Origin of the sequence: Halobacillus rhizosphaerae, assembly GCF_046719735.1 — a bacterium.
GTDB lineage: Bacteria > Bacillota > Bacilli > Bacillales > Halobacillaceae > Halobacillus_B > Halobacillus_B rhizosphaerae.
The window spans coordinates 99,987-119,104 of the sequence record NZ_JAUTWQ010000008.1 but is presented as its reverse complement, the minus strand read 5'-3'; the positions used below and the strand labels follow the sequence as shown (position 1 = coordinate 119,104).

The following is a 19,118-nucleotide window of genomic DNA, read 5'->3' as shown; positions in this document are numbered from 1 at the left end:
TAACTTTTAGTACTTCTGTTCTTTACATTTATTTCTCCTGTTTGCTAACCCTCCTTTGATAAAATAAAAAGCCCTTCACTCATCATGAGAGAAGGGCTGTAGAAAACGGTCTTATAGCAGCTGCTTGCTCTCTCATCTCCGGAATAGCTTTCGCCTTCCTCTGAAATTGGCACCGTGCATAGATCAGCCGGTTGCCGAGGTTTCATAGGGTCAGTCCCTCTACCTCTCTAGATAAGAAAATTTAGAATATTCAAATGTTAATTAGATTTTATTCTATCATATCCGACAGTTTCGTCAATCCATAATTTTTATTGAGGGTCAAATGGAAGACACAAGTATTCCTAACACCACATTCCCCTCAAAAATGAACTCTATATTCCGGTTATGTTCTTTATCAGAATACCCCATTACGTCAGCTCCCGTGTCTTGACGTTCATAATAGTGGTCCCCTACCTGACGCAGCACATCGGCTTTCTTTTGACCAATTAAATGACTGTATGTATTTTCAAATATATCTTTTGTCATAAAATACCGCTTCACTTGATCATCCACTACTTTAAAGTCAATATCATAGGATTCACTGGTCTCCCCATATATGTAGTAAGTGGACTTGGGCTGCTTTATCTTCTCCACAAAATCTGGTTTACCAAATGCATGGATGAGTTCGTCACGGGATGAGCCCAGCTGAATGCCCTGCACTTTTACATCAGCCAAATTCGTGCTTTCTACTTCATCATCATTATTGTCTGTGTCGCATCCACCTAATACGCAAACGATAATAAGTGTAACGAATAGAAGACCGTATCTATGCAATCTCATAGAAATCACCTCGCGCTTTACTTCTTCTGTTTCGACTCCTTTTATACTTCCACCGCTCCAGTTATTAGAATTTTTTTCATTCCATTATGGCAAAACCAGAATTAATACTAAATAGCGGTTGTAACTGACGTAACGTCAGGAGATATAATCAGCTTGTAGACAAATAAATAACCTAAAGAGGTGAAAGGATTCCAAAAACCAGTTGGAAAATCGGTGAGCTCGCCAGCCAGTGTGGGGTTACAGTCAGAACGCTTCACCACTACCATCAAATTGGATTATTAGTACCCTCAGAATTTACCGAGGCAGGACATAGGCTTTACACAGAATCGAATCTATCCAGACTTCAGCAGATCATGTCTCTGAAACAACTAGGACTTTCATTAGAGGACATCCATAACTTTATTGACAATCCGGATTATAATCCAACCCTTGTCATTCAAACCCAGCTTGAAATCATAAACGAGCAGATAAAAGTAAAGGAAAAACTGCGGGATGAACTGGAGAAAGTCCAAACCCTGATGTCCTTTCATAAAGATATCAGTGCAGACCAATTACTAAAAACTTTGGAGTTGATCCGAATGGATGAAAATAATTATTTACCACCAGAGAAAGTTGAAAAGTTAAAAACCTTTCAAAACAGGCTTACGGAGGACCAAAAATCAAAACTAAAAAAGCAGCTCCCACTCATTAAAGAATCACAAGTACAAGCTTTAAAGAAAATGATCTTAAAACAGAATGATAAGTAGCTGAATCGAACCATAAAGGAGAATTCAGATGAATGAAACGCAAGGTCAAAATGGATATCTCACCACAAAATTATCTAAACTCACTGATCGTGCGGAAATCAGTGAACTGCTAAGCCGTTTTTGCAGTATGGTCGACGACAAGTCTATGAATACTACGGCATTAGAGACTATTTTTACGCAAGAGGGACGAATCATAAATCCAAACGGTTCAACAGTCACAGGACCCGCAGCCATTAAAGCTGAAAAAACGAAGAGTTTCAACCGCTTCCGAGCTACGCAGCACGTTACTTCTGATCATATTATCGAGCTTGAAGAGGACACTGCGCGACTACGTGCCAATATGCTTGCGATGCACCTATGGTCTCCTGAAGAAAGCGATCCACTATCATTGCAAACACACTTCGTTGCCGGAGGTGTATTCGATGCCACAGCTGTACGTACCGCAGAAGGATGGCGGTTCAGTGAATTGAAATCACGCATCACTTGGAGAACAGGTTCGGGTATGTCCGCTGTAGCTAAGACCGGGGTGAAGTAATCATTAGAATGAATATCGGCAAATTCAAAATTTAACATCCATGTTAGAAAACAAATCACCGTTTGGCCGTTGGTAAAGAAAGAATATGACCCTGAATAAATATGTAAAGACTGACTGCCAAATCATAGTAGTCTTAAATAAATGAGCCTCTATGATTTGGCAGCACTAAAACTTATCTAAGTCCTTTTAATCTTCGTCGCTTTTATACTCCAAAATATCACCCGGCTGACAATCCAATGCCTTACAGATCGCTTCTAATGTTGAAAAACGTACGGCCTTTGCTTTTCCATTTTTCAATATGGAAAGATTCGCCATCGTAATTCCAACCCGCTCCGAGAGCTCTGTTACGCTCATTTTCCGTTTGGCTAACATCACATCAATATGAATAATAATGGCCATTTCCTTCACCTCAGACAGTCAGATCATTTTCTTCTTTAGTTTGAATTGCATCTTGCAGAAGCCTTTGAAGAACCGAAGCAAATACGGCAATTACGATGGAAGAGAATATAATAATGAATGCGATTACTGTGATCCCCGGTGGGTCTACTTTCTGCTGCATGAGATAGTACAGGGGCATCCCTATCAAGTACAAAGCGCTGATCGTGAGGGCACAGATATTAATATTCTTTAAAGCTCTTACCGATACTTGCGAAAACGCCTGGTTGTGATCAATGTAGCTTAGGAGTTTGAAAGCCTGATACAGTGCAAAATAAAATGGAATGGCCGCTGCGTACATATCGATGAGAACAAGCCATTTCAAATAAGCCATATCTGGATACAATTCTCCTGCAAAACTCCCAATCTTCGGTACTAAAAATAGGCATACAGCAAGAATAGGGATTCCAATAAGAATAACAGCTATTTTCAAAAAAAGTGTTGTCCCACGTTTCATAAGTGCACCTCACTTGTTTAATGTCAGTATTGACTTTACCACAATATTTATCGTTTTACAATAAAATAATATCGTTTATTAGTGTGGGTTTACCGATGGATTTTAAACAAAAATAAAGAGCCTTTCTCATGATAATGAAAAGCTCTTAACCTCAGGATGTGATTTCAGAAACGATTCGATCAATCGAGTGATAAATGGTAGTAAAAATGTTTCTCGTCTTTTTCATAACCCAGCCATTCATATAAATGTTGTGCATTTGTATTATCAGCCGCTGTTTCGAGTGATAATTCTATTGCCCCTGTATCTACGGCGTATTCCTTTGCTTTCTGCATTAAGCCCTTAGCTACTCCTCTGCGTCTCGCAAGTTGATCCACATACAGGTCATTTAGTATCCATCTTTTAGCGAGATTTACTGATGAGAAAGTTGGGTAAAGCTGGACAAATCCTAATGGAATGTCAGTACTTTCTTGTTTTTCAATGGCTAAAAAAATCACCGATTGCCCTTGTTCCATTCTTTCACGGATAAACTTTTTTCCTTCTGAAAGGTTAGATGGTTGTTCGTAAAAGATCCGATATTTGTCAAAAAGCTCGGTTACTAAATCCAGCTGTTCCAGACCTGCTTTGATTATCTCAACGTTTTCATCTTTCTTCATATGACTTCCCTCCACTATTACTCAAGATTCTATCTTTCCCTTCAGCTTCTGAACGTTGATATTCATGCCGGTAATCCATTCGTTATGGCATTTTTATTCTATGTATAGTGACTTGTCTTATTTTCGAAAAGCTGAAGATACAGCTAGTGTGAATAATATAAAGAAGACCAAACCGACTCCAATTAGTATATTCATTATACCCATAGTGCTCCTACTCCCCTTAATTTCTCAAGTTCTATTTGCAGCCCCGTATTATATAATTCCAATTATTTCAAACCCATTCAAAAAACTCAATCTTTATTCATACTAAAAAGGCATAGCTAAGTGTTTTTGACGGGTTGATATGGGTGGATAGATGCGATAGTAGCTGGTTTGGGATGGATACAGCTCGTCTGTATGTACGATAGAGGGGTTGGGATGGAGCGATAAAAAGCCGAAAGTCAGATAGAATCTTCGGAAGAAAGGATAGTTTTCCTTTTGGGATAGATAGAAATCTTTTTTGAGGGGATAGAAAGGCAGACCGGAGCGATAGAGGCGTCGCGATGAGGGGATAATTGTTAAAGTCCTTCTTTAGCTGCTTGCAAAAGGGTTAGGAATTGCATGAACGTACTGGTTTAAGTAATTGTTGCAATAATTTTAATCTCGGATAATAAATGATTTTGTTCCTAAAATCCCTTATGGTCTTTTCTGGAAAAATAACCATCCAAAGGATTCAGTGCAATCGAACCGATTTTCTCTAACCGGTATAAATTCTTCTCTCATTTACTCTGCATTAATAATAGGTTGTTACCATTTAGAAGAACCTATTACAGTTAGGAGATGGTTACAGAAATGGATCACAAGAAGAAGTTCTGTTCACATGTAAGTCTCGTCTTTTTAAGCCTCTTTGCTATTTTCCTTGCACCGTTAAGTGAGGTGCATGCTGAAGGACCAAGCGATCCCGCTCCTTCCCTTTCCCCTGTCGGAACCAATAGCGGCAAAAAAATTCTGTTCGATAATACTCACGGCCAAACCGCCGGAGCTGCCGACTGGGTTATTGACGGCGCTTTTTCTGATTTCGGAAATGCCCTTGCCGATGAAGGCGATTATGTAAAAGAATTAAGAAAGGACTCTCCCCTTACCCTCAGTGACTTAAGTACATACGATGTGGTGGTGATTGGGGAAGCAAATATTCCTTACAAAGCATCGGAGCAAGACGCATTGCTGCAGTACGTACAAAACGGCGGCAGCCTTTTCTTCATCGCCGATCATTACAATGCGGACCGCAACAAGAATCGCTTCGACGCATCGGAAGTTTTCAACGGTTACCGTAGAGGAGCCTGGGGAAACCCAACGAAAGGAATGGGCAGTGAAGAAGCCTCTTCTGAAGCAATGAACAACGTGGCAAGCACGGATTGGCTGTCGAATCATTTCGGTGTTCGCTTCCGTTACAATGCAATCGGCGATATAACTGCCGATGATATAGTTACTCCAGATCAAGCTTTTGGCATTACGTCTGGGGTTTCCTCGGTAGCCATGCACGCAGGCTCCACCCTTGCCGTGACGGATCCCGAGCAAACAAAGGGGATCGTCTACCTCCCGCAGACATCAGCGAGCTGGTCGCACGCCGTAGACCAAGGCGTTTACAATGGCGGCGGCCGTGAAGAGGGACCTTTTGTCGCTGTCTCTAAAGTAGGTGCCGGAAAAGCTGCCTTTATCGGAGATTCCTCTCCCGTCGAAGACTCCACTCCAAAATATAAACGGGAAGAAACGGGTGGATCGAAAACGACCTACGACGGTTTTACTGAACAAGATGACTCCACCTTACTTGTCAATTTGATCGATTGGCTTTCCGTGCAGGAAAACTACACAGACCTTACACAAGTGAGCGGCCTTCAACTTGATCAACCGACCAACACGCTGGCGATGGAAGATCCACAATCTTCTACAGAACCAGAATCAGAACCATGGTCGAATCCAGATCCAGGCTACAAATGGTATGATCCTTCTACCTTCGCACCAGGCTCCTATGGGTATATGGACGGATCTTCTGGTGAAGGCGGCACCTCGGAAGAAAAAGTTTTCGTTTCTGAATATATCGAAGGTAGCGGCTACAACAAAGCCGTAGAAATCTTTAACGGAACTTCATCTGCGATCGACCTTTCCGCTTATTCGCTTGAGGTGTCCAATACGGGAACAATAGATTTATCTGGCACATTAGCCAGTGGGGATGTGTTTGTAGCCGCTAATCCAAATGCTGATTCCTCTATCCTTAATGAAACAGATACAGCAGACTCAAAAATTGCTTTTAACGGCGATGATTCTGTTACTTTACTTCACAACGGTTCGACCATCGACCAAGTCGGTACAAGCGGCACAACCTTTGGACAAGATGTTACTCTCGTCCGTAATTCCGACGTATCATCCGGCTCTTCAACCTATCAAAACAGTCAGTGGACGTCTTATGCCAGGGACACATTCTCTTATTTGGGAAGTCATAACGGTTCCGTATCTTCAGTAACTCTAACCGAAGATTTCGAGCAAGGAACCAAAGGCAGTTACACCACGGGAAACGTCACAACGTCTTCTGGCACATGGACTTACACCAATGCGTTGCTAGGGAACCTATCGAATGACAAGAAGTACGACACTCAGTCCGCGCGAATAAAATCAACAGGATCAATTGCCATGAATTTCGACGTTCCATCCGCTAATGAAGTCGTTCTATCTCATGCCAACTTCAGCTCAGATAGCGGGGCGACTTGGAAGTTACAAAAATCAACCAATCAAGGTTCTACATGGACCGATGTAACAAGCTACGCAACGAGCAGCAGCTCGCTTACAAAAGAAACCATTGCTGTTAACGAAAGTTCTTCTGTTCGGTTCCGTATTATGGTTTCTGGAACGAGCGGTGAACGGATTAATATTGATGATTTCTCCATTCGATAATAAATAAAATAGACGGATAGCGGGCGTGTTCAAGCTCGCTATCCGTTTATTTTAACGTTTCTCTTTTGTAAAGTTTGAAATAAATACAGTATCAGTTTTTTTGTCAGAATTAAATCTAGGAAGGGTATTATTTTTAAATACCATCAAATTAATCCCTTGATAACTGGTATCCTCTTTTCTATCAATCTTTCTGATATTTTTATTATTTAAAACAAAATATTCTCCAGGTAGACCCATCGCTTCATTCCTGCCACTAGATTTTAATAAAATAAATTCATTTTCGTGATTACCGAAGAACTTTTCTTTTTTTAATTCGTCCAGTTTCGAGAAAAATTCCTTTGCTGTTACCAAATCTTCGTACTGTGACCAAGTATCTAATGTGGTCTTGTTAATATAAACTTGATTTTCCTCCTCCCGTTCACAGGAAAAGCAATTTTGATAATGATAAATTTTATACTTTCCATCCACCTTATCAACTACTTCAAGATTTAAAGAATGGATTTCTTGATTTTTATCGATTATTAATTTGAAGTATTCAATCTTTGAATATTGCTTTGAAATTTTAAGTTTTTCTCTAAATTCCCCCCAACTCTGGCTGCTGTTGATCGTATTAAAATCTTCATGATTATATAGGGGCACTTGCTTAACTCTATTCTTACCTATGTAAATCATACTTATAGCGGCAATTAAACCAATAATCACCGAAATCATCACTCTTTTTTTACTCAATTCTATCCCTCATTTATTAACTTTTCCCTACACCTTTGCCATAAGAGCAGGTCTCTATTAACCACTCCGCTGCCTCACTTTAACTAAAGTCTTTAAAATCTATGTATTGTTCAATAAACCCTCTATGCTCATCAGATAATTCATTTGGCAGATGATTTAGTGAAAAATACTGCATTTTTTCTGATTCGTTATAATCAATCACCAAATCTCCATGTACATCGTTCGTATAATAAACAGCTGTGGCAGAATATAATTCGTCACCATTTGGAACTTTCACGTAATATCCAGCGCCAGAGAATACATTAAGTAATTTTAAATTCTCAACGATTAAGCCTGTTTCTTCATAAACCTCTCTCTTCGCTACTTCTTCAAAGCTTTCTGCTAAATCCATTAAACCTCCCGGCAGTCCCCAATGTCCTTCGCGTCTTTTTTGTAATAACACTTCATTTTGTTCATTTGTCATAATAACCACAGAACCAGGTAAAATAATAGGCTTATGCCCCACGTATTGTCTTAGATATTTATAGTATTCCATTTAAGATCCCCCGCTTTGACTGGTATCTGACATTGCTAACTCTTAAGGGTGAAACTGCTCTATTTTGCCGATAAGAGGAATTAAGCACTATGCTTCTTTTCATTCAAGTTAAGAAAGATTTCTTCTAAAGATGGCTCATCCACTTCCAGTCTATACACATCTATATTATTGTTCACAAAAATTTTATTGATCTCTGGTATGAAATTTTCCTCTTCAATAGAAATCTCAGAAAAGGTATCTCCTAACTTCACATCTTTCACCCAAACACTCAAGTCCTTCTTCATTTTTTCTTGAAGTTCCTCTAGACCAGAACTGTGTTTAATATATAGCGTAATATCTTTTTTATAATAGGCTCTTAACTGCTTCATATTTCCTTGTGTTTGGACCATGCCATTATTCATTATCGCAACTTCATCACACAATTTTTCAACTTCATCTAAATTATGAGAGGTTAAGAAAATTGTAGTCCCCTTGGCTGCTATCTCATTAATTAAGGTATGTATATTTAAGATAGAATTAGCATCCACACCAGATGTAGGCTCATCTAAAAACAAAATTTCCGGTTTATTGATTATGGCTTGGGCAATTCCGAGTTTTTTCTTCATTCCAAAGGAGAAGTTCTTCGTTTTTACATGAATAGCGTCTTCTAACCCTACTCTTTTCAAGGTGTCTATTAAATCCTTTTTAGTTAAAGATAGTTTCAGTACCTTACTAAAATACTTGAGGTGATCCAATGCGGTAAGATCGTCATAAAAGGAAGAGTAATCAGGTAATACACCCATCTTTGGCTGTACTGCTTTTAAATCGTTCCCCTTATGCCCCAGAATCTCAAAAGAACCACTTGTCGGCTCTAGTAGACCCGTAAGCATGTTAATAAAAGTGGACTTACCCGCACCGTTTTTACCGAGGAAACCAAATATAATCCCTTTATCAACCTTCAGATCAATACCGTTAACTACAGTTTTTTTGCCGAATTTTTTAGATAGTCCATATGTGTTAAGTGCTTCCATTACAAATCCCTCTTTCTAAAAATCAATAAGCTGAGCAGCAAGAAAAGACAAGTGAAGAGCGCCACAATGTAAGAGAAATAGGTTTGATCCTGAGAGTAATAAAAGTAGGGAGTGATATAACTGATCCCTTTAACGAATATATTTTCTGTGGCCAAACTCCATAATCCTAGTATAGGTAAAGCTATGGAAATGGTAATACCTAAAAACATAGTCAAAGATGGACTATTCATTGTAGTGGATAGTAAAACAGTCAATCCTATGAAATAGGAAACAAACACTATGAATTGGACCAGCTCAGAAAAATAAAAAGTGTGCGAAAAAGGGAACATTAGAAGTACAGCTGATACTAAGCAAATAGACCAGAAAAGAAGATGGCCCAAAAATTTCCCAAGAATTATATCTTTTCTTAAGGTTTTAGTAGCCAAAAATCTTATCGTTCTAGATGTAACCTCCTTGTTTACGACACTGTTAGCTAAACTGGTTACGAAAAGAGGACCAGCTATAAATAGAAGGATCATTAATGCCGCTGCATATGTATCATTACCTAAACCGAGTTCTCTCAATTGAGTTTCAAAATTACTAATAAGCTTGGCTGCCCCTATAGTTACACTGAAAAGTACAATAATGATGATGATCGAACGTATGCTTTTAAATAAACTCTTAAACTCTCTTAAACATATTGGAAACATCCTTACTACCACCTTTTACTATGTAGGTTAAAGATCTTGGGTTCTCATTTTATTTAATTCTTTATTCTTTTTCTTTTGCAGTTCTTCTCTCCCCCTCCTCCATTCTGCAGCCATGAATAGCAGACCTACTCCTGTGATTAGCAAAGATCTAAGCAAATCACTTTTCCCAGTTATGACGAGATAAGCCATTACAAGAACGGTTATCGCTGGGATTATTCCACCCCAATACACACTGTTCCTTAGAGATAAGAAATACTGAAATCCAAGTATAAGCACGGTAATAATAAGTGTCACAAAGTCATTCATTCTTTTCTTCCTCCTTTTCACTTTTATACTTCTCAATAATTAATTTCGCTTCATCTAAACTAATACGGTCATCGATGGCTAGCTGTTTTATAAAATTAACAAACCCCTCTTCTTCCATATCTTGATTCAAATGAATTTTTTGAATTAATCTGTCCAATCTTGTACGGACAGTGGGATACGATACTTCATAACTTTTAGCTATTTGCTTTAAGGAACCAGAAGACAATACAAATTTCCTAATAAACTCCAAATCTTCACTATCCAGATCCAAAATCCATTTAGGCAGATAATTGCCAGCCATTAGTCATCTCCACCTTTCACCATCCATATATTACCACACGATTGAATAAAGTTAAACATAATTTTAACATTATTAAAAATAAAAGGTAGATTGTGATTAAATAAATTTATTTAAGCTGATTCTTCAAGAATTTCTGTCCAAACCAAAAAAAGCAAATCTTATATTTAAGATTCGCTAATCAATAAAGTTTTGTATCAAGTTGTACTATCCAAATTTCGGTCCCATCCTACCTCGTTAAAAAAATAAATTGACATACATCACATCCTGAGGGTATATTGTGTATATACATTATACACAGTTTAGAAAGGAGCTTTCCTATGTTGGCTTTGGATGTTAGAAATCTAAATAAGAAATATGAGCATTTCCAATTAAAAGATGTTTCCTTTCAAGTGAAAAAAGGATATATTATGGGTTTTATCGGCGCTAATGGTGCAGGGAAAACGACCACGATTAAATCAATTTTAAATTTGACTACTATTGATAGTGGGGAAATTAGTACTTTGGGTAAGAATTTTATCGAACACGAACTGGAAATGAAGCAGGTGATTGGATATGCATTTGGCGGAGTCAATTATTATACGAGAAGCAAAATCAAGAAAGTAACGAATGTGATTAAGAATTTTTACGAGAATTGGGAGGAAGAAACCTACTACAATTATCTTAAAAGATTTAATTTAGATGAAAATAAAAAAATTGCTGAATTGTCAGAAGGCATGAAAGTAAAATACAATTTGGCCCTTGCTTTATCCCATGGTTCCAAGCTTCTCATCCTTGATGAACCAACAAGTGGACTTGATCCAGTAGCAAGAGACAATCTCCTGGAGTTATTTCAAGAGTTGGTAGAAGAAGGCGAAGTTAGTATTCTTTTCTCCACTCATATCACTTCTGATTTAGAGAAATGTGCGGATTACATTACCTATATCCATAACGGAGAAATCATCAATAGTTCGGAGAAAGAGGATTTTATTAACACTTATCGATTGTTAAGTGGAGACGATAGTCAGCTCGCAAAGGTGAAAGACCAATTAATTTCCTACAAACAAAATTCATTTGGCTTTACAGGACTGATCCATGATCAAGACTTTGATCCGAAGTCAGATATAAACTCCGTACGTCCTAATCTTGAAGAGATCATGATCTATTTTTCAAAAAGGGAGGATATGTATGTATAACTTACTTATGAAAGAACTCAAGCTGGGTGTAAGTCCTTTCTTCTATATATTACCCCTATTGACTGGAGCGCTCATGTTAATTCCAGGATGGTTATACTTCATTGTCCTTCTGTACTTTTGCTGGATAACTGTCCCTAATATGTGCGGAACTTATAAATCACAGAATGATTTATTGTTTTCGTTTATGATGCCTGTCACTAAAAAGGATATTGTAAAATCGAAAATAGCGGTTATTGTCATCCTGGAATTATTGCATATTGTAATAGCCGTTATCTTCGGCATCATTAATACTCACGTATATCCTAATATGAACTACTATTTTTTTGGCCCAACTGTAGGTTTCTGGGGGCTGGGATTTATCATGCTGGCCATCTTCAATTTAATATTCATATCTATGTATTTTAAGACCGCCTATAAATATGGGGCTCCCATCATAGCTGCCATTACGGGTGCTATGCTATTTGCAGGAGGTTCAGAATGGTTAGGAATTAAAAATTCTATGTTGTATGACCTATTTAAAGGCAGTGGTTCTGATAATTTAGCCATTCACTTACCTATCCTGTTCACAGGAATGGCACTATTTGCAGTATTTACGATCATTGCTTATCATATTGCCATCAAACAATTTAAGAAAGTGGATATCTAATGAATATAGCAATTTCTAATACATCTGAAAAACCGATCTATCAACAGCTTTTTGAACAAATCAGTGCTCAAATTCTCAAGGGTGAAATTGAAAAAGGCTATAGCCTACCTTCCATACGGCAAGCAGCCAAGGAGCTGCGTGTTAGCATCATAACCATAAAAAAAGCTTGGGAAGAGCTTGAACGATGTGGTTTGATCTATACTGTAACAGGAAAAGGATGCTTCGCAGCCGAACTTTCAGATGAGGACATTCTTCAAAAGCGTAACGAAATGGTCGAAAAGCAGATGGCTATGGACATATCTTATTACAAATCTTTTGGTCTGACTTTAGAAGAGGTTGTTGAGCTTTTGAAGAAGGTATATTAAAAAAGGTGCAATCACAGTTGGATTGCACCTTTTTTTCACAAAAGTCCCATTGCAGAGTTTGTTTCTGCATCAAAAATGCATGTAAATAAACTATCCTGTTGCTCCATAGGTCCAGGTTTGATTTCTAACCAAGAGAGCAAAACAATCTTTGATTGAAACTCATTTTATTCTGTTTCCACTTCTCCCCTTACTTGAGATTGAACATACCCTTTCCATTTTCCATATTGATAGGCAAAGAAGAGTGCTCATGGGTAATAAGCCAAGAGTCGTCTGCCTTTTTCAAGCAGAATGTAAAGCGATTTGTCATTTGGCGAAGCTTCTCTTCTGATCCATTAGGGTAAGCGGCGTAAGTAACATCACAATAGGCAAATCCGATATTCACGCCTTCTTCAATATCTAGATCAGTAAATTCTACTTGAAGCACCTCATCCTCTTCCTTTAGACCGTTAAACCAAGCGGCTACATTTTCTCTCCATGAGTCCTTCCCTTTACATTCCCAGCTTCCCCAGCAATCATAAATGTGGATGTCAGAAGCGTAGGCGGCCATAAATTTTTCAACATTTCTCTCTTGCACGGCATTCTTGTAAATTTCAAGTACTTCTTGAACTGTACTATTTTGATTTTTCATATAGTCCCCTCCTGTATAATAAGCGCGTTTCCATCCTTTTCATTTAACTGATTAATACTAGATAAAAAGGTTACTCCATATCAAGCTTTTTTTCTAAACATGCTCCCATCCAATATCTTCAAAAGACTTAAAATAAAGACATAATGACTGAGGTAAAGGATATATATGTTATAAAGTAGACCTATAAGGAGGCAGACTTTACATGGATATCAAGCCAACTGTAGATATTATAAACCCTGTTTTTCAAAGTACTAAAGGAAGGTTGTTTGCTGGAACTTCCGGGGTACTGAAAACGAGTTCTACTAGAAATGCATGGGCACAACTTGTCAATCCGCTGCATTCCCATGTGAATTTATATGTCTCTTTTTTTGCTTTGACAAACTTTTCGACAAAACTAGTAAAGGCAGATTTCGTGGTTAATGCTGACCCCCCTGGGACTCCTATATTATCATCAGATGTGAGTGTGCTGAAATTGGCCTCGAATCATAAACCTGTAGGACAAATTTTCTTTAACCCTCATGTTTCAGGTTCATTTTCAGGAGGAACGGTCATAGGTACACGGGCGCTTAGCCCACTAAGAACCGAGCTTGGCTTTAGAGTTGACGGTCGATTAATTATAGAACCAGGAACGAATGCCATGTTCTTTTTAACCAGTCGCACTTCTGCTGAATCTCAAATCGAATTCGAATGGTTTGAGAGTGAAGCCATTTTTTAACGAAGCAGATTTGTATCGAATCTAACTTCTTTACTTTAAGATCGGAGCCTTTTAACCATGATGAAGTCCGTTTGTTCTTCATCCCCCATAAAAAAAGAGTGCTCTCCTGTTTTAACAAAGCCCAATCTACTGTAAAAAGAAATAGCCTTCTCATTCTTTTCCCATACACCAAGCCAGATCCTACTTTTATTCTCTTTAAAAGCAATGTCCAAGGCTGTATTAAACAGATATTTACCAAGTCCAAGTTTCTGAAATTTATGGATAATGTAAATCCGCTCGATTTCAAGAGAGTCATCATCCATTTCTTCAGATTGAGCATCCCCAGTATTAACCTTTAAATATCCAGCGATTTCATTATGAACAGAAACAATAAAGAATTGCGATGAAGGATTAGATAATTCATTTTCTACTTGCTTTATGTTAAATGCCTCTTCCAAATAGGACTTCATATTTTCTGGAGAATTCTGATCTTCAAAGGTCTCCTTAAACGTCTCACAGCCAATTTCTTGAAGCATTTGGGAATCTTCCAAAGTACATCGTGTCATAGTTATATGCATGTAAACCCCCTCTCTCATCAATAATTTCTCTTGTTTCCCTTTTTACAAATTCCCAGTATGTTTTTTTCTTAAGATCGAACAGGTTCTTTGGATAAACCTTCTAGGACTGCAGCATTGGAGGTTACTTGTTACCGAGTTCTTCCGCTAAACCGATTAGAAGTCCTTCGACTCCACGAATGTAGCAGAGCCGATATGAGTCTTCATACTGAACCACTTCCCCAACGAGCTGAGCCCCATGCTTAGAGAGCCTCGCTACCATTTCGTCAATGTCTTCAACGGCGAACATGACGCGCATATAACCAAGGGAGTTGACTGGAGCGTTCCGGTGATCTGATATCGTTGGCGGGGTGAGAAATTGTGAAAGTTCAATTCGGCTGTTGCCATCTGGAGTAACCATCATCGCAATCTCAACGCTCTGAGAACCCAAACCGGTTACGTTCCCCGACCATTCTCCTTCCACTGTGGTTCTCCCTTCAAGCTCTAATCCAATTTCCTTGAAGAAAGAGATGGCGTCATCAAGGGATTCTACAGCGATCCCAATATTGTCCATTCTTAGTAATTTGTTTTTCCCCATCTTATTGACTCCTTATTAGAGAATTTTTCATCCAATTAACTTCATCATTATGAGCAATAAGCTACAACGTCCTTACAATGGAGGCAGATATCAAGAGTAAGGGTTTAACTAAGCATTCGATTTAATTATAAAGATTCCTGCTTTTATCTAACTCTTCGTTTTATGGATTCAATGCAGGTATCCAGCTCTCTTTTACCTTCTCCAGTCAAAATAAAAATGGAGCGAACTCTTTTGTTAGAGCTGCCCCATCTCATTCAGCCTGATTACCAGATAACCTGCAATAGATTTCGGATTAACATAGAAATCATGAATTCTTTTTGAAAGATTTAAATAGACTTACTAACCCTAATACAATTAAAACGGGCATGCCGACACCATAAAATACTGACTTGTAAGTATAGCTAAGCGTATTCAAACTACTTAACGCTGCTGAACCTAAAACAAAAAATAATACTATGATTAATATGAATCTATTTTCCATTTCCTTGTATCCTCCATATAAATTGACGATCTTCTCCCTGCCTTCAATAAGCGATAGTCACCATGCAGCTATTAATTCGATAGGTTAATATTCTAATTTACTTTTTCTACTTTAAATTTCAATCTGCACTCGCCCATGTACCCGGTTATAAAGTATAAACCGCTACGAAAATAATAAACCCTGCGGCAATGAGGGATGTGAAAGCATTTGGTTTTCTTTTTTGAAATTCTTTAACACCCGTAACAAGAAGCATTCCGCCCATTGCTAGCAGAACATAAGGTACTATTATTCCAATTGTTCCAGTTATCAAACCATAACTGGACATAGCAACTCCAACAGTTGCCAAAATGATTTTAAGTATTTTCACAAGTAGTCCCCCCACTAATAATAAATTCCTGTAATATCCGAACCGTTTCTTCTATGAAATTATTTAATCATGCCCTCTACTTTATTTCTAATCGAGGTGTCGTTCGTAAAAAGTATGTAACTCTGGCTGCTTGTTTTTATTACAACCCTTTCCGTCGTAGCATAAGGGTACCCGATTCTAACCGCGGTTCGCTCTTCTCCACCATAAGTGCTATCATTTAAGACTTCTGTAATTTCATTCTTTGGTATCTCCACTCTGCTAAGCTGCCACGAAATAATGACACTTCCGCTCTCCTCTTTCACCTTTATTCCTAACATCAATAATCCTCCATCGCTTACATTTTATTTCCAACTATCTATACGAAAAAGGTCCTGATTTGTTTCAAAAAAACTTATGTACTCTAACCTGAACTTTTCACTACCTTGCCCATGAACGAAAAAACGATTGCTCGAATTGAACAATCGCTCCAAATGTATTCCATTCCTAAACTTTTGCCATTCTTAGTAATCTCTGCCCCATAAGGAAAATAGTAAATCCCGTTCCCCATAAAATGAGCGCAGTGCCAAAACCAAGGAATGCCCAGCTCGCAATAATCTCGTGCTGTCCTATGTGCATGATCTCAGGTATGAAGAAGGTGACAATACCTAGAAGACAAATCAAAGTGCCTGTCACATAGTGAACGTTAACCCGAAAAAGGCGGGCCAAAGGAAAAAAATGAACACCTACAATTAGTGCCATCACTGGGAAAAAATATTCGAAGTGGTCTGTTGCATTGCAAATAATGCTGGCCATTGCAATCAAGAAACCTTCAGCGCCGAAAGTAATCCCGAAACCAATACCGATACGTTTTCCTTGACGTGCCCCTTCTTCACTTACAGATTTCGAAAGACCTCTTGAAACCGCCACCAACATAAAGCAGCTAACCAACAACGCAATCGCAATCAGTAAAACAATGGGTAACACCCAGTTCGATCCCCACCCTTGAAGTCCCCCCATTCCTATCCCTGCCCATGCTGTTCCGAAAAATGCCATAAAAAATACACCTGAAGCAGTTCCACGCACTTCATTTTTAGAGATGGCTCTTCCCAAGTTTCGAATACCTCCCCGTTTCACTACAACTGATATTCTTTTCCTTCTGAACTTATTCAAGTTCGATTTTAATATCCCTTGTTTTCATCCGGTTGCATCCAAGTCATCAAGTTATTTCTTGCTTGATTTTACAAAAATACTGAGAGCAATAACCATTGCAATCCCAACGCCGATTAAAGAACCCATCCTCTACACTCCTCCTGAAATGAGTTTCCTTGTTATGTTTTACGTTGTTAAGTCACTTAAGTTTCAATGATCTTCCTGTTATTAGAGATAACACTCTGTTCTATTAGGGTTACTACATGAACAATTTATTTATCTGCAATTCGCCTAAATGCATGACCATATGGATCTGTTTCTAATCGCTTTCTAATGACATCTGCACATTCTTTAGGGGATAAAACAGATGTATCCAGTTCCAAATCATAAATACCAGGTAAATGAACGAACTTTTGCCATAGCATCACAGGCTGAGGTATACTTCCATCTTCCGTGTAGCCTGAATCCCATGTTTCAATACGTCGCTTCATGACTACATCCAAGGGGCAGTGGATACCTACGAACAACACCGGGAAGTCTTTTAAAATCTTTGCACAGTTAGAAAGGATCCCCGTTTTAGTTGAATAGAAATCATGATGACCAACATCCACTACTACGTTTAATCCCAGTCGACTGTGTGAAGCAATTGACTCATACATGGCTTGATATAAAGTAACAATTAACGGCTCTAGGTCGGGACGTTCTCCACCTGGTCTTAACCCTATCCCCGGCTGGTAACGCTGAGGTGTCATTTTCATAAATGAATCCACGCCTAGATTGATCCAAACACCATCAAAAGTATCCTGGACACTTGAAGCTATACTTGATTTTCCTGACCGAGGAGTTCCATTTAGAACCACAACTTTACCGAGTCCGTTTGTATTTGGCACTAGAATTTCTCCTCTCTCTGAAGATTACTATCCATTTAATCTAACTGTGGAACGCAGCTATTTTTTTTAACCCTAAAAGAAAAGGGACTCCCTCTTATTGCATCAAGCGATTTTATAATCTAGCTTCCTTATTTTTCATATGTATGTCTGGAACCTGAAAACAAGCTTATTCTTTTCTTTCGTTATGTGCTCCCATGTTCTTTCTCATATCAAACAATAATTCAATCAACGACGCATGATAAGGAATAAAGATACCTTCTGAAATCATCTGGACAATGTCATCCTTTGACGACCATCTTACCTGCTTTACTTCTTCAGTCGGCAGGGGAAGGTTTGAGATCTTTACATCGCTTTCCATAAGATAATAATCATCAAAACCATTTTCAAAGTTAGCAGTAAGAGAAGGGCGGCAATTTCGAAGGTTCAGTGTGTACCCAAGTTCTTCTTTCACCTCTCGTTCCGCTGCTTGTTGACTGGTCTCACCTGCGATAGCACTGCCTCCTACGGTAATATCCCACATGTTCTTCCAATCTTCCTTATCTGGCTGACGCTGTTGAATCAGCATTTCACCTTTTTGATTAAAAAAACAAACATGAATGACTACATGATAAGCACCTTGTTCAAAGGGATCTCCACGGTACATCTGCTTGCCCGTCAGGTTTCTGTCCTTGTCGTAAATGTCCCACTTTTCCATGCTCCCACTCCTAAACGCTTCTTTTATGTACCCGCTTATCTAGACTCCTAGATTAATTAAGCAAATTTGAATTAATTTTTAACCAGAACTATCCCTTTTACATTGAAATCAATTATTAGACTTCCGAGGCTTCTTCTTTAAGGCAGATGGTATAAACCAATAACCTATAATAACTCCTGCTATTACACTGCCTATTAAATGATTTTTGTTCATTCCTTCATTGTTTAGAAAGCTTAGAAAAAGGGAGATTCCAGCCATTAATGCGGCCATCCCTAACGCAAATAGTAATCTTTTTTTATAACTCATGCGTTCTCTCCAATCATTGAATTACATAAAGCTACTGCCTTTTAATCTCTGTACCCGAATCCAATGATTTTATGACTTTTGCTATCTGCATAAACTCCAATACCACCTAATGTAGGGTTATCTTCGTCTGAAGGAAAATCCACTAAATAAACTTCTTTTCCAATAAAGTTGTTATCTTTAATCATTCCCATTCCTTCTCTAAGAGTGATCTGCTGAATACTTGCTTCCTTCCCAGAGCCTACGATATGTTCTTTCTTCTCTTCTGTAAGTTGTTCCCAAACATCCTCTCTGACATCTTTATTTGTGACTTTTGTTTGGTTATGAGTAACTTTTGGGTCGGTTTTACTTGCTTGTTCATTTTGATCTGAACAAGCAGACAAAGTAATGCTTACAATCGAAATAACTATGACCAACCCTATTTTTTTCATAGGATTTTCCTCCTTGTGTACAGG

General features: G+C 38.4%; 27 protein-coding genes, 1 pseudogene and 1 riboswitch. Of the genes and pseudogenes, 8 read left to right on the top strand and 20 right to left on the bottom strand.

The annotated features are described in order from the left end of the window. Window positions 1-129 precede the first annotated feature (129 nt). Window positions 130-238: riboswitch (SAM riboswitch) on the bottom strand. A gap of 80 nt (window positions 239-318) precedes the next feature. Next, a complete protein-coding gene (locus Q7A53_RS10350; RefSeq protein ID WP_411789088.1) occupies window positions 319-819 on the bottom strand; it encodes a hypothetical protein in 501 nt (166 codons plus the stop codon). A 188-nt stretch (window positions 820-1,007) separates the two neighbouring features. On the opposite strand from Q7A53_RS10350, the pseudogene Q7A53_RS10345 reads away from it, so the two are divergent. The 3 genes and pseudogenes from Q7A53_RS10345 to Q7A53_RS10335 form a co-directional block, all read left to right on the top strand. Then, window positions 1,008-1,166: pseudogene (locus tag Q7A53_RS10345) on the top strand (MerR family transcriptional regulator); the annotation flags it as partial. A 6-nt stretch (window positions 1,167-1,172) separates the two neighbouring features. Then, complete coding sequence (locus tag Q7A53_RS10340; protein WP_411789087.1) at window positions 1,173-1,565, top strand: MerR family transcriptional regulator; 393 nt, start codon at window positions 1,173-1,175, stop codon at window positions 1,563-1,565. A 28-nt stretch (window positions 1,566-1,593) separates the two neighbouring features. Continuing rightward, window positions 1,594-2,100, top strand: coding sequence for a nuclear transport factor 2 family protein (locus Q7A53_RS10335; protein WP_411789086.1), 507 nt, complete (start codon window positions 1,594-1,596; stop codon window positions 2,098-2,100). A 186-nt stretch (window positions 2,101-2,286) separates the two neighbouring features. Here the strand turns inward: Q7A53_RS10335 and Q7A53_RS10330 are convergent, their stop codons facing one another. The 3 genes from Q7A53_RS10330 to Q7A53_RS10320 form a co-directional block, all read right to left on the bottom strand. Continuing rightward, complete coding sequence (locus Q7A53_RS10330) at window positions 2,287-2,499, bottom strand: helix-turn-helix domain-containing protein (protein ID WP_411789085.1); 213 nt, start codon at window positions 2,497-2,499, stop codon at window positions 2,287-2,289. A 10-nt stretch (window positions 2,500-2,509) separates the two neighbouring features. After that, on the bottom strand, window positions 2,510-2,992 hold the full coding sequence (locus Q7A53_RS10325; protein ID WP_411789084.1) for a DUF2975 domain-containing protein: 483 nt from the start codon (window positions 2,990-2,992) through the stop codon (window positions 2,510-2,512). A 179-nt stretch (window positions 2,993-3,171) separates the two neighbouring features. Continuing rightward, entirely contained in the window at window positions 3,172-3,645 is a 474-nt protein-coding gene (locus Q7A53_RS10320; protein WP_411789083.1) for a GNAT family N-acetyltransferase, read from the bottom strand. A gap of 831 nt (window positions 3,646-4,476) precedes the next feature. On the opposite strand from Q7A53_RS10320, the gene Q7A53_RS10315 reads away from it, so the two are divergent. After that, on the top strand, window positions 4,477-6,573 hold the full coding sequence (locus Q7A53_RS10315) for a lamin tail domain-containing protein (protein ID WP_411789082.1): 2,097 nt from the start codon (window positions 4,477-4,479) through the stop codon (window positions 6,571-6,573). Between the two features lie 51 nt (window positions 6,574-6,624). Here Q7A53_RS10315 and Q7A53_RS10310 read toward each other — a convergent pair whose 3' ends face one another. From Q7A53_RS10310 to Q7A53_RS10285, 6 genes are all read right to left on the bottom strand, one after another. Further along, window positions 6,625-7,302 carry a hypothetical protein gene (locus Q7A53_RS10310; protein WP_411789081.1) on the bottom strand — a complete coding sequence of 226 codons (678 nt, stop codon included), beginning with the start codon at window positions 7,300-7,302 and terminating at the stop codon, window positions 6,625-6,627. 79 nt (window positions 7,303-7,381) lie between these two features. Next, a complete protein-coding gene (locus Q7A53_RS10305) occupies window positions 7,382-7,837 on the bottom strand; it encodes an NUDIX hydrolase (RefSeq protein ID WP_411789080.1) in 456 nt (151 codons plus the stop codon). Window positions 7,838-7,917: 80 nt separating this feature from the next. Continuing rightward, complete coding sequence (locus Q7A53_RS10300) at window positions 7,918-8,847, bottom strand: ABC transporter ATP-binding protein (RefSeq protein ID WP_411789079.1); 930 nt, start codon at window positions 8,845-8,847, stop codon at window positions 7,918-7,920. Next, window positions 8,847-9,536 carry an ABC transporter permease subunit gene (locus Q7A53_RS10295; protein ID WP_411789078.1) on the bottom strand — a complete coding sequence of 230 codons (690 nt, stop codon included), beginning with the start codon at window positions 9,534-9,536 and terminating at the stop codon, window positions 8,847-8,849. Before Q7A53_RS10295 ends, Q7A53_RS10300 begins: the two co-directional genes overlap by 1 nt. Before the next feature lie 27 nt (window positions 9,537-9,563). Next, the gene (locus tag Q7A53_RS10290) at window positions 9,564-9,842 is read right to left on the bottom strand and encodes a hypothetical protein (RefSeq protein WP_411789077.1); all 279 of its coding nucleotides are present in this window, start codon (window positions 9,840-9,842) and stop codon (window positions 9,564-9,566) included. After that, window positions 9,835-10,143 (bottom strand): DUF2089 family protein, encoded by a 309-nt coding sequence (locus Q7A53_RS10285; RefSeq protein ID WP_411789076.1) that lies wholly within the window; start codon window positions 10,141-10,143, stop codon window positions 9,835-9,837. Before Q7A53_RS10285 ends, Q7A53_RS10290 begins: the two co-directional genes overlap by 8 nt. 317 nt (window positions 10,144-10,460) lie before the next feature. Here Q7A53_RS10285 and Q7A53_RS10280 point away from each other — a divergent pair, with 317 nt between their 5' ends. Genes Q7A53_RS10280 through Q7A53_RS10270 form a run of 3 tightly spaced genes read left to right on the top strand, consistent with a single transcriptional unit; the run spans window position 10,461 to window position 12,326 of the window. Further along, on the top strand, window positions 10,461-11,315 hold the full coding sequence (locus Q7A53_RS10280; protein ID WP_411789075.1) for an ABC transporter ATP-binding protein: 855 nt from the start codon (window positions 10,461-10,463) through the stop codon (window positions 11,313-11,315). Then, window positions 11,308-11,961 (top strand): ABC-2 transporter permease, encoded by a 654-nt coding sequence (locus tag Q7A53_RS10275; RefSeq protein ID WP_411789074.1) that lies wholly within the window; start codon window positions 11,308-11,310, stop codon window positions 11,959-11,961. Before Q7A53_RS10280 ends, Q7A53_RS10275 begins: the two co-directional genes overlap by 8 nt. Further along, window positions 11,961-12,326 (top strand): GntR family transcriptional regulator, encoded by a 366-nt coding sequence (locus tag Q7A53_RS10270; RefSeq protein ID WP_411789073.1) that lies wholly within the window; start codon window positions 11,961-11,963, stop codon window positions 12,324-12,326. Before Q7A53_RS10275 ends, Q7A53_RS10270 begins: the two co-directional genes overlap by 1 nt. A gap of 187 nt (window positions 12,327-12,513) precedes the next feature. Here the strand turns inward: Q7A53_RS10270 and Q7A53_RS10265 are convergent, their stop codons facing one another. Continuing rightward, entirely contained in the window at window positions 12,514-12,954 is a 441-nt protein-coding gene (locus Q7A53_RS10265) for a YybH family protein (RefSeq protein WP_411789072.1), read from the bottom strand. 202 nt (window positions 12,955-13,156) lie between these two features. Between Q7A53_RS10265 and Q7A53_RS10260 the strand changes: the two genes are divergently transcribed. Beyond that, on the top strand, window positions 13,157-13,669 hold the full coding sequence (locus Q7A53_RS10260; protein ID WP_411789071.1) for a DUF6143 family protein: 513 nt from the start codon (window positions 13,157-13,159) through the stop codon (window positions 13,667-13,669). 35 nt (window positions 13,670-13,704) lie between these two features. Here Q7A53_RS10260 and Q7A53_RS10255 read toward each other — a convergent pair whose 3' ends face one another. From Q7A53_RS10255 to Q7A53_RS10215, 9 genes are all read right to left on the bottom strand, one after another. Then, a complete protein-coding gene (locus Q7A53_RS10255) occupies window positions 13,705-14,226 on the bottom strand; it encodes a GNAT family N-acetyltransferase (RefSeq protein WP_411789070.1) in 522 nt (173 codons plus the stop codon). A gap of 121 nt (window positions 14,227-14,347) precedes the next feature. After that, window positions 14,348-14,800, bottom strand: coding sequence for a VOC family protein (locus tag Q7A53_RS10250; protein WP_411789069.1), 453 nt, complete (start codon window positions 14,798-14,800; stop codon window positions 14,348-14,350). A gap of 626 nt (window positions 14,801-15,426) precedes the next feature. After that, the gene (locus Q7A53_RS10245; RefSeq protein ID WP_411789068.1) at window positions 15,427-15,648 is read right to left on the bottom strand and encodes a DUF3953 domain-containing protein; all 222 of its coding nucleotides are present in this window, start codon (window positions 15,646-15,648) and stop codon (window positions 15,427-15,429) included. Between the two features lie 59 nt (window positions 15,649-15,707). Next, the gene (locus tag Q7A53_RS10240) at window positions 15,708-15,965 is read right to left on the bottom strand and encodes a SunI/YnzG family protein (RefSeq protein ID WP_411789067.1); all 258 of its coding nucleotides are present in this window, start codon (window positions 15,963-15,965) and stop codon (window positions 15,708-15,710) included. A 166-nt stretch (window positions 15,966-16,131) separates the two neighbouring features. Beyond that, the gene (locus tag Q7A53_RS10235) at window positions 16,132-16,737 is read right to left on the bottom strand and encodes a hypothetical protein (RefSeq protein ID WP_411789066.1); all 606 of its coding nucleotides are present in this window, start codon (window positions 16,735-16,737) and stop codon (window positions 16,132-16,134) included. A gap of 311 nt (window positions 16,738-17,048) precedes the next feature. Beyond that, the gene (locus Q7A53_RS10230; RefSeq protein WP_411789065.1) at window positions 17,049-17,666 is read right to left on the bottom strand and encodes a chloramphenicol phosphotransferase CPT family protein; all 618 of its coding nucleotides are present in this window, start codon (window positions 17,664-17,666) and stop codon (window positions 17,049-17,051) included. Between the two features lie 166 nt (window positions 17,667-17,832). Then, window positions 17,833-18,360 (bottom strand): NUDIX hydrolase, encoded by a 528-nt coding sequence (locus tag Q7A53_RS10225; protein WP_411789064.1) that lies wholly within the window; start codon window positions 18,358-18,360, stop codon window positions 17,833-17,835. Between the two features lie 108 nt (window positions 18,361-18,468). Next, window positions 18,469-18,666, bottom strand: coding sequence for a hypothetical protein (locus Q7A53_RS10220; RefSeq protein WP_411789063.1), 198 nt, complete (start codon window positions 18,664-18,666; stop codon window positions 18,469-18,471). Between the two features lie 41 nt (window positions 18,667-18,707). Then, window positions 18,708-19,094: a hypothetical protein gene (locus tag Q7A53_RS10215; RefSeq protein ID WP_411789062.1), complete on the bottom strand. Its 387-nt coding sequence runs from the start codon at window positions 19,092-19,094 to the stop codon at window positions 18,708-18,710. Window positions 19,095-19,118: the final 24 nt, after the last annotated feature.